Annotated in this window: 10 protein-coding genes; all 10 read right to left on the bottom strand. The window is 61.9% G+C overall.

The genetic code is table 11. The features are described 5' to 3' along the window. On the bottom strand, positions 1 to 267 hold a 267-nt coding region (locus tag ACIOUG_RS25220), incomplete at its 3' end, for a transporter substrate-binding domain-containing protein (protein ID WP_401069652.1). A 237-nt stretch (positions 268 to 504) separates the two neighbouring features. Then, positions 505 to 3,075, bottom strand: a complete 2,571-nt coding sequence (gene mdoH, locus ACIOUG_RS25215; RefSeq protein WP_401069649.1) for a glucans biosynthesis glucosyltransferase MdoH — start codon at positions 3,073 to 3,075, stop codon at positions 505 to 507. Next, the gene (locus ACIOUG_RS25210; RefSeq protein ID WP_401069646.1) at positions 3,068 to 4,852 is read right to left on the bottom strand and encodes a glucan biosynthesis protein G; all 1,785 of its coding nucleotides are present in this window, start codon (positions 4,850 to 4,852) and stop codon (positions 3,068 to 3,070) included. The genes mdoH and ACIOUG_RS25210 overlap by 8 nt, the downstream gene beginning before the upstream one ends. Positions 4,853 to 5,159: 307 nt before the next feature. Then, positions 5,160 to 5,597 (bottom strand): D-aminoacyl-tRNA deacylase, encoded by a 438-nt coding sequence (gene dtd / locus ACIOUG_RS25205; RefSeq protein ID WP_401069643.1) that lies wholly within the window; start codon positions 5,595 to 5,597, stop codon positions 5,160 to 5,162. After that, on the bottom strand, positions 5,594 to 6,565 hold the full coding sequence (gene pip, locus ACIOUG_RS25200; protein ID WP_401069640.1) for a prolyl aminopeptidase: 972 nt from the start codon (positions 6,563 to 6,565) through the stop codon (positions 5,594 to 5,596). The genes dtd and pip overlap by 4 nt, the downstream gene beginning before the upstream one ends. A 261-nt stretch (positions 6,566 to 6,826) precedes the next feature. Further along, positions 6,827 to 7,630 carry an N-formylglutamate deformylase gene (hutG, locus tag ACIOUG_RS25195; RefSeq protein WP_401069637.1) on the bottom strand — a complete coding sequence of 268 codons (804 nt, stop codon included), beginning with the start codon at positions 7,628 to 7,630 and terminating at the stop codon, positions 6,827 to 6,829. Positions 7,631 to 7,640: 10 nt separating this feature from the next. After that, complete coding sequence (gene hutI, locus ACIOUG_RS25190) at positions 7,641 to 8,846, bottom strand: imidazolonepropionase (RefSeq protein ID WP_401069635.1); 1,206 nt, start codon at positions 8,844 to 8,846, stop codon at positions 7,641 to 7,643. Positions 8,847 to 8,948: 102 nt separating this feature from the next. After that, the gene (gene hutH, locus ACIOUG_RS25185; RefSeq protein ID WP_401069633.1) at positions 8,949 to 10,481 is read right to left on the bottom strand and encodes a histidine ammonia-lyase; all 1,533 of its coding nucleotides are present in this window, start codon (positions 10,479 to 10,481) and stop codon (positions 8,949 to 8,951) included. A gap of 117 nt (positions 10,482 to 10,598) precedes the next feature. Beyond that, a complete protein-coding gene (gene hutH, locus ACIOUG_RS25180; protein ID WP_401069631.1) occupies positions 10,599 to 12,122 on the bottom strand; it encodes a histidine ammonia-lyase in 1,524 nt (507 codons plus the stop codon). Positions 12,123 to 12,310: 188 nt separating this feature from the next. Further along, on the bottom strand, positions 12,311 to 13,093 hold the full coding sequence (locus ACIOUG_RS25175; RefSeq protein WP_401069654.1) for a glycine betaine/L-proline ABC transporter ATP-binding protein: 783 nt from the start codon (positions 13,091 to 13,093) through the stop codon (positions 12,311 to 12,313). Positions 13,094 to 13,147 lie beyond the last annotated feature (54 nt).

Raw genomic sequence — 13,147 nt, 5'->3', positions numbered from 1 at the left:
CATCTGGGCCGGCATGATGCAGTCGTAACACGTGGACACCAGCTCCAGCTTGACGCCCATGGCCTTGGACATGGCTTTGAGGATGTCGACTTCGAAGCCGATGATCTCGCCGCGCTTGTTGGTCATTTCGAACGGCATGTAGGTCGGATCCATACCGACTTTCAACGTGCCGCGCTTGACCGCGTCATCGATTGCGCCGGCGTGCGCCGCATTGACTGCAACCAGTGCCGTGACGCCGACCAGCAGCATCGACAGATACTTCTTCATCTTCAAGTCCCCAAAACCATTGCATGTGCGGCGCGAAAACCAGCCGTGATGAGCAAAAATGCCCGGGTGCGCCAATTCGGGGACGGATGCTAACGCACTCGTCCGTTTGCACAAGGTTTTTTGCGGGGATTTGTTGTTGCGGGGAAGGTTTTAAAAGCAAAAGATCGCAGCCTCCGGCAGCTCCTACAGGTGTACACATAACCCTGTAGGAGCTGCCGAAGGCTGCGATCTTTTTTATCAGGCCGGTTGAGCCTGCATGCTCAGCGGTCGCAACGGTAACAGCGGTGCATGCGGATCGGCTTTCACCGAAGCGCGCCAGGCATCCAGCCACTCGTTGTGGCCTTCGGTCCAGACCAGCTCGTGCAGACGCGCCAGCGCTACCGGATCGCTCAGCAGTTGCAGGCGATCATGGTTGCTCAGCGCCGCCGGGCCGGCCTTCAGGGCGTGACGCACACGCTCCTGACGCAGCCACTCGATCGGCTCGGCCTGTCCGTGACGGGATGTCGCCAGCGAACACGCCAAGGCGTTCTGCTGCGGATCGACCACGGCGCGGATGAAGCCGTCGTTCAGGGCATGCCAGCGGTTCTCGTGGGTGTACTGGTCGGTCGCCAGCAGCGCCTGTGGCGGATTGTATTCCTCAGGGATGAGGAACAGGCTCTCGTCACGGGATTTGAGGCCCAGACCGACACGGCTGGAAATCACCGACACCGGAATCGACAGCATCAGCGAACCGACGATCGGCACCAGCCACCACAGGAAGCTCGGGTTCAGCCAGATCACCAGCAGTGCCCAGCAGAAACCCAGCAGGGTCTGTGGACCGTGGCGCTTGACCGCCTCGCTCCATGGCGTGGAGTCGTCGTCACGCTGTGGCGAGTTCCAGGTCGCGGCCCAGCCGAGGAACGCGGCGAGGACGAAACGGGTGTGGAAAATCATCCGCACCGGCGCCAGCAGCATGGAGAACAGCATCTCCAGCAGCATCGACAGGGTCACCTTGAACTTGCCACCGAACTCTTTCGCGCCCTTGGCCCAGATCAGGATGATGCTCAGCAGTTTCGGCAGGAACAGCAGCACGATGGTGGTCGAGAACAGCGCGATCGCCTTGTCCGGGTGCCATTGTGGCCACAGCGGATAGAGCTGACGCGGTTCAAGGAAGTATTGCGGCTCCATCAGCGTGTTCACCGCCAGCAGCGCGGTCGACAACACCAGGAAGAAGAACCACAACGGCGCCGACAGGTACGACATCACGCCGGTCAGGAACACCGCACGGTGCACCGGATGCATGCCTTTGACCAGGAACAGGCGGAAGTTCATCAGGTTGCCGTGGCACCAGCGACGGTCACGCTTGAGTTCGTCGAGCAGGTTCGGCGGTAACTCTTCGTAACTGCCCGGCAGGTCATAGGCAATCCACACGCCCCAACCGGCACGGCGCATCAGCGCGGCTTCAACGAAGTCGTGAGACAGGATCGCCCCGGAGAACGCACCTTTGCCCGGCAACGGCGCCAGGGCGCAGTGGTCGATGAACGGCTTCATGCGGATGATCGCGTTGTGACCCCAGTAGTGGGATTCACCCAGCTGCCAGAAGTGCAGACCGGCGGTGAACAGCGGACCGTAGACACGGGTGGCGAACTGCTGCATGCGCGCATACAGCGTGTCCATGCCCGAGGCACGTGGCGCGGTCTGGATGATCCCGGCGTCCGGCGTGGCTTCCATCAGGCGTACCAGACTGGTCAGGCACTCGCCGCTCATCACCGAGTCGGCGTCGAGCACGACCATGTACTTGTAGTCACCGCCCCAGCGACGGCAGAAGTCGTCGAGGTTGCCGCTCTTGCGTTTCACACGACGGCGACGGCGGCGATAGAAAATCTTGCCGAAGCCCTTGGCTTCGCGGCAGACGTCCAGCCAGGCCTGTTGCTCGGCAACGCAGATATCGGTGTCGTTACTGTCGCTGAGGACAAAGAAGTCGAAGCGATCCAGATCACCGGTAGCGGCGACCGATTCGAACGTGGCGCGCAGACCGGCGAATACCCGCGGCACGTCTTCGTTGCAGATCGGCATTACCAGCGCAGTACGGGCGTCTTTCGGAATCGGCTCGTTGCCCGCGCTTTTGCCGGAGATACGGTATTTATCGTGACCGGTGAGCAGTTCGAGGAAGCCCATCAGCGCGGTCCAGAAACCGGCCGAGACCCAGCAGAACAGAATCCCGAACAGGATCAGGATGCTGGTTTGCAGCGCATACGGCAGCACTTGCGTGGCGGTTTGCAGCAGCGGCTGGTGCAGCACTTCGTCCAGATCGACGAACGACCAGCCCTGGTACGGCATGATGCCTTTCATGTACCAGCCGGCAACGATGGTCTGGCCGAGCATCAGCAGCAACAGAATGTAGCGACGGATCGAACCGACGGTGCGCCAGCGCGCCGCCGGCAACACATTCTCGTCCTTCGGCGGCTGTGGCGGGTTGGTCCGCCCGGTCAGGCGGCGCCAGCCACGCACCAGAATATTGGTGCGCCACGGCTCCGGCACGACTTTGGTCCGACGGATCGGCGGCGTCGCCTTCATGGCGACCCGGCCGCTGGCGTCGAGCACCAGCATTTCCGCCTCTTCCAGTTCCTCGGCAGTGCTCAGGGTCAGGCGCTTGCCCACCGAACCCTGGGCGGCTTCGGCAGGCGCGTCGAACGTCGGCGACGACAGGCGCTGGTGCAGTTCGCTGAAGGACTGGCAGCCCGCGAGTTCCGCGCGCTGCTCGTCGGTCATCGGCAGATGCGCCAGATACTCGGACAGAGTCTCCGGCTGTACTTGAGAGTTACTCATCGGCAGGCAACTGATAGCTCCAGGTCTCGGTCAGGACTTCTTCAGTCGGTGCCGATTCCGGTGTGGCTGGGGCCGCGTTCGCAGCGGCTGGCTGCTTGGCGTCTTTGTTGGCCTTGTCCTTGGCATCTGCCGCTGGCTTGGCGTCGGCCTGTTTGGCCTCGGCTGCCTTGGCTTCCTTGTCTTCTTTCTCTTGTTGCTTGGCCGCGACCTTGTCCGCCTTGGCCACCGACGAATTCGACGCCGGTACCGAAGACTTGGCCAGATCAGCGGTGACCACTGGCTGAACCAGCGCGGCACGCATTTCGGTGGACTTGCCCGCGTCCTTGATCTTCATCCGCAGGGTCAGGCGCCAGCCCTTGGTTTCCGGGTTGTAGCGCACGCTGTTCTCGACCAGTTCGGCGTTATCGCCAACGCTGACCTGACTGCGTACGTCGGCATCCGGGGCCAGAGCCGCCAGCGACGGACCTTCGAAGTCGACCAGGTAAGCGACGCTGCCATCCGGCTGACGGATCAGGTTCGACTGCTTGACGTCACCGGTCGAACGCAGGGTCTGCTTGACCCAGGCGCTGTCGGGGGCGTGAATCGCCGCTTCGTCCATGGTCCAGTGCAGGCGGTAGGCGAAGTCCAGCGGCTTGCCCGGCTCCGGCATGGATTCCGGGCTCCAGAACGCAACGATGTTGTCGTTGGTTTCATCGGCGGTCGGAATCTCCACCAGATCAACGGTGCCCTTGCCCCACTCGCCCTTCGGCTCGATCCAGGCACTTGGGCGCTTGTCGTAGCGATCGTCGAGGTCTTCATAGTGGCTGAAGTCGCGACCACGCTGCAGCAGACCGAAACCACGCGGGTTCTCGACGCTGAAGTTGCTCACGGCCAGGTGTTTCGGGTTGTTCAGCGGACGCCAGATCCACTCGCCGTTGCCGGCATGGATCGACAGACCGCTGGAGTCGTGCAGTTCACGACGGTAGTTGAGGACTTTCGACGGCTGGTTGGCGCCGAACAGGAACATGCTGGTCAACGGCGCGATGCCCAGTTTGCCGACCTTGTCACGCAGGAACATCTGCGCCTTGACGTCGACAATGGTGTCGCTGCCCGGACGCAGGATCAGGCGGTAGGCACCGGTGGCGCGCGGCGAATCAAGCAGGGCGAAGATCACCAGATGCTTGTCGCCCGGCTTCGGTTGTTGAATCCAGAACTCGCGGAAACGCGGGAATTCTTCACCCGACGGCAGCGCGGTGTCGATCGCCAGACCACGGGCCGACAGACCGTAGGTGTGACCCTTGCCGACGACGCGGAAGTAGCTCGCGCCGAGCATGGTCATGATTTCGTCTTGCTTGTCGGCCTTGTTGATCGGGTACAGCACACGGAAACCGGCGTAGCCCAGTTGCTCAGTGGCCTTCGGATCGAACTTGAGGTCGCCGAAATCGAAGCGGGTCGGATCGTATTTGATCTCTTCGACGGTGTTCGCCGTGATTTCGTTGATTTTCACCGGCGTGTCGAAGTGCATGCCCTGGTGATAGAAGGACAGCTTGAACGGCGTCTTCTGATCGGCCCACTCAGCCTTTTCGGTGAGGAAGCGGATTTTCTGGTAGTCCGCGAACTTCATGTCACGGAATTCGTTCGGCAGGTTGCTGCGCGGGGCTTCGAACTTCTGCCCGGCGAGCTCTTTAGCCTTGGCTGATACATCGTCAAGATTGAACGCCCAAAGCTGGCCGGCGCTGAGCAGGCACAGGAGCGCCGAACCCGCTACCAGGGCACTTCGCATGCGTTTGGCAGACATTTTTGCTGCATTACAGGGACTAACAATCACGAGCAACCCTCGCCGAAAACAGATCAAAAAACCAACGGCCAGCTATCTATATGCCAGGTTGGCGAGCATTGTTCCGACTCCGCTGGGGCAAAATGATTCCCCAATCGGATCCAGACAAGTCTCTACCTAAGTCAAAAATGGAACAGCGAACGCTGATCCCCATAGCGCGCGATTATCTAGTAGCCCGCGTGACAACGCATCAGGGGTAACAAAGTATTTATCGCGAAAAACGCCTGTTTTCAGTCGAAAAGCCCTTGAAAAGGTGTTTCAAGGGCTTTCATGTCTGTAACAGGAAGGTAACCGGGCCATCGTTGACCAGGTGCACCTGCATATCCGCGCCGAATCTACCTGATGCCACAGTGCCATGCATCTGTTTCGCTTGGCCTAATAGATAGTCGAACAATTCCTCGCCCAATGCCGGAGGGGCTGCGGTCGAAAAACTCGGGCGCAACCCGCTCTTGGTGTCGGCAGCCAGGGTGAACTGAGAGACCAGCAGCAACCCGCCACCGACATCCGCCAGGGACAGATTCATCTTGCCCTCGGCGTCACTGAATACCCGATAGTTAAGCAGCTTATGCAGAAGTTTGTCGGCGCTGGTACGCGTGTCGTCGGGTTCGACCGCCACCAGCACCAGCAAACCCTGATCCACCGCGCCTACGATCTCGCCCGCGACTTCGACCCGTGCACCGCGCACGCGCTGTAACAGCCCCTTCATGCTTCTTCGGGCGGCAGGTCGAGCAGGCGCCGGGCCATGTTGCTCGCGGCCCGCACCAGCGCATCGGTGATACCCGGTTCGGAGGCGGCGTGACCGGCGTCGCGAATCACCTGCAGCTCGCTGTTCGGCCAGGCCTGATGCAGTTCCCAGGCGTTGTCCAGTGGGCAGATGACGTCGTAGCGACCGTGGATGATCACCCCCGGCAAATGGGCAATCTTGCCCATGTCGCGGATCAGTTGATCGGGCTCAAGGAACGCGTTGTTGGTGAAGTAGTGGCATTCGATCCGCGCAATCGACAGGGCGCGCTGCGGCTCGGAGAAACGGTCGACCACCAGCGGGTTCGGGCGCAGGGTCGCGGTGCGCCCTTCCCACGTCGACCAGGCCTTGGCCGCGTGCATCTGGGCGATCTGATCGTTACCGACCAGGCGCTTGTGGAAGGCGCTGAGCAGATCGCCGCGCTCGTCCAGCGGGATCGGCGCGATGTAGTCCTGCCAGTAATCAGGAAACAGACGGCTGGCACCGGCCTGGTAGAACCACTCGATTTCCTGCGGACGGCAGAGAAAAATCCCACGCAGGATCAGACCGTGTACGCGCTCCGGGTGGGTTTGCGCGTAGGCCAGCGCCAGGGTCGAACCCCACGAACCGCCGAACAGCACCCATTTGTCGATGCCCAGGTGCTTGCGGATACGCTCGAGGTCGGCGACCAGATCCCAGGTGGTGTTGTTTTCCAGGCTGGCGTGCGGGGTGGAACGACCGCAGCCGCGCTGATCGAAGGTGACAATGCGATACAGGTTCGGGTCGAAATAGCGACGGCTCTGCGCGTCGCAACCGGCACCCGGGCCGCCGTGGATGAACACCACCGGCAAGCCTTCCGGCGAGCCGCTTTCATCGACGTACAGCGTGTGGGTGTCATCGACAGCCAGATCGTGCCGGGCGTGGGGTTTGATCTGCGGAAACAATGTCTGCATTGCGCGCTCCGTAAGGGGTCGAGGTCATCCCTGGGGGGACTTCTATTATTCTGCCGTTGGGCATCATAAACCCGATTTACGTCAATGAGCATGCCTGAGGACATGAATCAAAACCTGTGGCGAGGGAGCTTGCTCCCGCTGGGCTGCGGAGCAGCCCCAAAACAGTCAGCCGAGTGTTCCCGGTTGAATCCGGATTGCCGCTTTACGACGGCTGCGCCGCCGAGCGGGAGCAAGCTCCCTCGCCACAGTTTTCTCTGCGAGTCAGGCGCTGTAGTGAGACTTCGCCCAGCACAGATAGCCTTGCAGCAACTCCTTCAACACCACCCGCGTCGGCTCCGCCAGATCGGCGCGGTAGCGGAACGGTTCGAACTCTTCCATGTAAGTGCACTGGCCCAGTTCCAGCTGCACCGCATGAATGTTCTCGGCCGGGTTGCCGTAATGGCGGGTGATGTGGCCGCCCTTGAAGCGTCCGTTGAGCACATGGCTGTAATTACCATGCCGGGCGCAGATGGCCTCCAGTTGCTCCGCCAACTGCGGATCGCAACTGGCGCCGTTGAAGGTGCCGAGGTTGAAGTCCGGCAGTTTGCCGTCGAACAGGTGCGGGATGATCGAACGGATCGAGTGCGCGTCGAACAGCAGCGCATAACCGAATTCGGCCTTCAGCCGCGCCAGCTCTTGCTGCAGGGTGCGGTGGTACGGCGTCCAGACCTGCTCGAGATAGGTCGCGCGCTCGGCTTTCGAGGGTTCGTGCCCTTCGCGAAACAACGAAATGCCATCGAACAGCGTCGCCGGGTACAGCCCGGTCGTGGCGCCGGCATACAGTGGCTTGTCATCGGACGGACGGTTGAGGTCGATGACGAACCGCGAGTACTCGGCGGCCAACGTGCTGGCGCCCAGTTCCTCGGCAAAGTCATAGAGCTGCGGAATGTGCCAGTCAGTGTCCGGCAGGCTTTTCGCGTCGGCGATCAGCCCGGCCTCGACCGCAGGCGTCAGACGCACGCCGGCATGCGGCATGCTGATCAGCAGCGGTACGCGACCTTGTTTGAAACTCAGAACCTTATCCACAACCGCTCTCCTACAGACTTGATTCGACGCCGTGACGCACGACGCGTTTGTCCAGATCACCACCGAGCCAGTAGGCCAGGTCCGCCGGGCGATCAATGTGCCAGGCGACGAAATCCGCGACCTTGCCGACTTCCAGCGAACCGTGGGTGTCAGCCATGCCCAGCGCTTGCGCGGCATGGATAGTCGCGCCGGCCAGGGCCTCTTCCGGGGTCATGCGGAAGCAGGTGCAGGCCATGTTCAGCATCAGACGCAGCGACAGCGCCGGCGAGGTGCCGGGATTGAGGTCGCTGGCGATGGCGATCTTCACCTTGTGCTTGCGCAAAGCGTCCATCGGCGGCAGCTGGGTTTCGCGCAGGAAATAGAACGCGCCCGGCAGCAGCACCGCGACAGTGTCGGATTTGGCCATGGCGATGGCGTCGTCTTCATCCATGAATTCCAGATGATCGGCGGACAACGCGTGATACCGCGCGGCCAGACTAGAGCCGTGCAGCGACGACAATTGCTCGGCATGCAGCTTCACCGGCAGACCGAGCTTCTGTGCGGTGATGAACACCCGCTCGACCTGCTCCGGCGAGAATGCCAGGTATTCGCAGAACGCATCCACCGCATCGACCAGCCCTTCGGCGGCCAGCGTCGGAAGCATCTCGGCGCAGATGTGCTCGATGTAGTCGTCGGCGCGATCCTTGTACTCCGGCGGCAGCGCATGAGCCGCCAGACAGGTGCTGCGCACGCTGATCGGCAGCTCCTTGGCTAGGCGACGGATGACCCGCAGGATCTTGCGTTCGCTGGCCAGATCGAGACCGTAGCCGGACTTCATCTCGACCGTGGTCACGCCGTCGCGCATCAGGCTTTTCAGGCGCTTGGCGGCGCTGGCGAACAGCTCGTCTTCAGTCGCTTCACGGGTGGCGCGCACGGTGCTGGCGATGCCGCCGCCCTGCGCGGCGATCTCGGCATAGCTGACGCCTTGCAGGCGCTTCTCGAATTCGCCGCTGCGGTTGCCACCGAACACCGTGTGGGTGTGGCAGTCGATCAGGCCCGGGGTGACCCACGCGCCTTGCAGATCGTTGACCGCCGGGTATTCGCCCGAAGGCAGCAGATGGCGCGGGCCGATCCATTCGATGTGCGCGCCGGACGTGACGATGGCGGCATCCTCGATGATCGAGTAGACGCCCTGCGCCATAGTTGCGACGTGGCAGTGTTGCCAGAGGGTTTTCATCCCTTAGTCTCCACAGTATTCAAAATCGATTTCGCGAGCAGGCTCGCTCCCACAGTTGAAATGCATTCCCCTGTAGGAGCGAGCCTGCTCGCGAAGAGGCCATCACAGGCTAGGCAGCAATTTCGCCGGCACCAGCTCAGTCAGGCAGCGCGAAGCCAACAGCTCAGTCGCCGCATTGATGTCCGGCGCAAAGAAACGGTCCTTCTCATAGAACGGCACTTCCTTGCGCAGAATCGCCCGCGCCTGCTCCAGCTTGGCCGAGGTCTTCAGACCGTTACGCAAATCCAGACCCTGCACCGCCGCCAGCCATTCCACCGCGAGAATCCCGCGGGTGTTCTCGGCCATTTCCCACAGACGCTTGCCGGCGGCCGGAGCCATCGACACGTGGTCTTCCTGGTTGGCCGAGGTCGGCAGGCTGTCCACAGAGTGAGGATGGGACAGCGCCTTGTTCTCGCTGGCCAGTGCGGCGGCGGTCACCTGGGCGATCATGAAACCGGAGTTCACACCGCCATTGGCCACCAGAAACGGCGGCAGTTGCGACATGTGCTTGTCCATCATCAGCGAGATGCGGCGTTCGCTCAGCGAGCCGATTTCAGCGATGGCCAGGGCCATGTTGTCGGCGGCCATCGCCACCGGTTCGGCGTGGAAGTTACCGCCGGAAATCACATCGCCCTCAGCCGCGAATACCAACGGGTTGTCGGACACGGCGTTGGCTTCGACCACCAGCACGTCGGCGGCCTGACGGAACTGAGTCAGGCAGGCGCCCATGACCTGTGGCTGGCAGCGCAGCGAGTACGGGTCCTGAACCTTCTCGCAGTTCTGGTGCGAATCAGAGACTTCGCTGCGCTCACCGAGCAGATCGCGGTAAGCCATGGCCGCGTCGATCTGGCCTTTCTGACCACGGGCCGCGTGGATGCGCGCGTCGAACGGCGAGCGCGAACCGAGCACCGCTTCAACCGTCAGACCGCCGATTGCCAGCGCACCGGCAAACAGGTCTTCACCTTCAAACAGACCGCGCAGGGCAAATGCGGTCGATACCTGAGTACCGTTGAGCAGTGCCAGACCTTCTTTCGCCGCCAGGGTCAGCGGGGTCAGACCGGCGACTTTCAGTGCTTCGGTGGCTTCCATCCACTCGCCCTTGTAGCGCGCCTTGCCTTCGCCCAGCAGTACCAGCGACATGTGCGCCAATGGCGCGAGGTCACCCGATGCACCGACCGAACCCTTGAGCGGAATGTGCGGATAAACCTCGGCATTGATCAGCGCGATCAGCGCATCGATCACCACGCGGCGGATGCCGGAGAAACCACGGCTTAGGCTGTTGACCTTGAGCACCATGATCAGGCGCACCAGCTCATCGCTGATCGGCTGGCCGACACCGGCGGCGTGCGACAGCACCAGCGAACGCTGCAGGTTTTCCAGGTCTTCGCTGGCGATGCGGGTCGAAGCCAGCAGGCCGAAACCGGTGTTGATGCCGTAGGCGGTGCGGTTCTCGGCGAGGATCTGCTCGACGCAAGCGACGCTGGCCTCGATCTGCGCCGCAGCGCTGTGGTCGAGGGTCAGTTTGACCGGGTGCTGATAGACATCACGCAGTTGGGCCAGGCTCAGTTGGCCGGGGATCAGGTTCAGCGCAGTCATTTAAATGCTCCTGTTTAGGCATTGTTATTAACTACCAGTCGCTCCGGAGCATTCCGTTATCCGTCGCTTCCCGTCTTGTGGACGATCCGCGCCTTGGCACGCTGGTATGGGTATTGGTCAGTGCAGATTGGGTAATACGTTGTGCAGCGAATTCGGGTCTTTCAGAACGCTCGCGGCGGCGGCGATATCCGGCGCCAGCCAGCGATCCTGATCGTAGGCCGGGACTGTTTCACGCAGCAGACGCCAGGCCCGCTCGGTGCCCGCGCCAAAGCGCTGCTCCTTGAGGAATTCAAAGGCCTGCGCCGCCAGCAGGTACTCGATGGCTAGGATCTGCGTGCAGTTTTCCAGAGCGCGGTGCAGCTTCAGCGCAGCGCTGGTGCCCATGCTCAAGTGGTCCTCCTGCAAACCGGAGGTGACATAGTTGTCGAGCACGGCCGGTTGCGCCAGTTGGCGGTTCTCGGCACACAGCGAAGCGGCGACGTATTGCACGATCATCATCCCGGAGTTCACCCCCGGATTGGCCACCAGAAACGCCGGCAGACCACTGACGTGCGGGTTGACCAGACGATCGAGACGGCGCTCGGCAATCGAGCCGATTTCAGCCATGGCAATCGCCAGCAGATCCGCCGCCATCGCCACCGACTGACCGTGCGGGTTGGCCTGCGACATCACCCGGAAGTTGTCCGGCGTGCCCAGCAGCAACGGGTTGTCGGTACAGCCATTGAGCTCGGCTTCGACCTGCTTGATCGCGTGTTCCAGTTGATCGCGCGCCGCACCGTGCACCTGCGGGATCGAACGGATGCTCAGCGCATCCTGAGTGCGAATGCCTTGGCTCGCCGCGATCACTTCACTGCCATCGAGCAAGGCGCGCAGGTTGATCCCGACCTGCTGCATGCCCGGGTGTGGCTTGAGCGCGATGATCTCGGCATCGAACGCGGCAATCTGCCCGCGCTGCGCTTCGAAACTCATGGCACCGATCACGTCGGCCCATTGCAGCAGACGCGTCGCATCGGCAATCGCCAGGCAGCTGAGGCCGGTCATGCACGGTGTACCGTTGACCAGACACAAGCCGTCCTTCGCGCCGAGCTGCACCGGTTGCAGGCCTTCTTCGGCCAGCGCCTGTTGCGCCGTGGTGATCTGCCCGCGATAGCTGACATTGCCCACGCCCAGCAGCGCGATGCCGATGTGCGCCATGTGGGTCAGATAACCGACCGAACCTTGCGAGGGAACCTGCGGGGTGATGCCGCGATTGAGCAACGCCAGCAGCGCTTCGACCACGCGGCGATGAATGCCGGATTTGCCGTGGCTGTAGTTGTGGATCGCCGCGCAGAGGATCGCGCGGGTCTGTTCGTCAGGCAGTACCGGGCCGACGCCACAGGCGTGGCTGAGCAAGGTGTTGCGCGAGAGCTGGCTGAGTTGTTCGTCTTTCAGCGAGACGTTGGACAGACCACCCAGACCGGTGTTGACGCCGTAAGCGCGTTCGCCGCTTGCGACGATGCGCTGGACGATACCTTGAGCGTTTTCGATGCGCGCCCAGGTTTCGCTCGACAGCTCCAGCTGTGCGCCGTGACGGGCGACGGCGACCACGTCCTGCCAACGCAGGGGGCTGCCGGTGATGATGATTTTTTCAGCCTGGGACATCTAAAACCTCATGCCTATTCTGTTGATACAAAACCTGTGGTGAGGGGATTTATCCCCGATGGGCTGCGCAGCAGCCCTCAGGATTGCATGCGGTGTACCTGAAGCAGCCAGGCTGCAGATTTTTGGGGCGGCTTCGCCACCCATCGGGGATAAATCCCCTCACCACAAGCTGTCTCACCACAAAACTGTTAAACCACCGCCGCCCGCCGCTGCACAAACCGGTCGACATACTCATCCGCCGGCGAATGCAGGATCTCTCTCGGGGTGCCGACCTGAATCAGGCGGCCGTCCTTGAGGATCGCGATGCGGTTGCCGATGCGCACGGCCTCGTCGAGGTCGTGGGTGATGAACACAATGGTCTTGTGCAGGGTCTTTTGCAGCTCCAGCAACTGGTCCTGCATCTCGGCGCGGATCAGCGGATCCAGCGCACTGAACGCTTCGTCCATGAGGATGATGTCGGTGTCGGCCGCCAATGCACGGGCCAGGCCCACACGCTGGCGCATGCCGCCGGAGAGCTGGTGCGGGTATTTGTTTTCGTATCCTTTGAGGCCCACGGTGTTGATCCAGTGCAGCGCGCGTTCAGCGCACAGTTGCTTGCTCTCGCCGCGCACTTTCAGGCCATAGGCGACGTTCTCGATCACGGTCTTGTGCGGCAGCAGGCCGAAGCTCTGGAACACCATGCTGATCTTGTGTCGGCGAAATTCGCGCAGCGCTTCCATGTCGTATTGCAGGATGTCCACGCCGTCGACCAGGATCGCGCCGCTGGTGGGGTCGATCAGGCGATTGAAGTGGCGCACCAGGGTCGATTTGCCGGAACCGGACAGGCCCATGATCACGAAGATCTCGCCAGTGCCGATGCTCAGCGACAGGTCGTTGACCCCGACCACGCAACCGGTTTCGTTCAGCACCTGATCCTTGGTCTTGCCCTGGCCGACCATCGCCAGTGCGTCCTTGGCGCGGTTGCCGAAAATCTAGAAGACGTTTTAGACATCGATCTTGCACACGGTTGCGATGTTAAATTGCTC

It is taken from the genome of Pseudomonas sp. NPDC087803 (assembly GCF_044742995.1).
In the GTDB taxonomy this organism is placed as follows: Bacteria; Pseudomonadota; Gammaproteobacteria; order Pseudomonadales; family Pseudomonadaceae; genus Aquipseudomonas.
The sequence above is the reverse complement of the archived record's forward strand: the minus strand, read 5'-3'. Positions and strand labels throughout refer to the sequence as shown.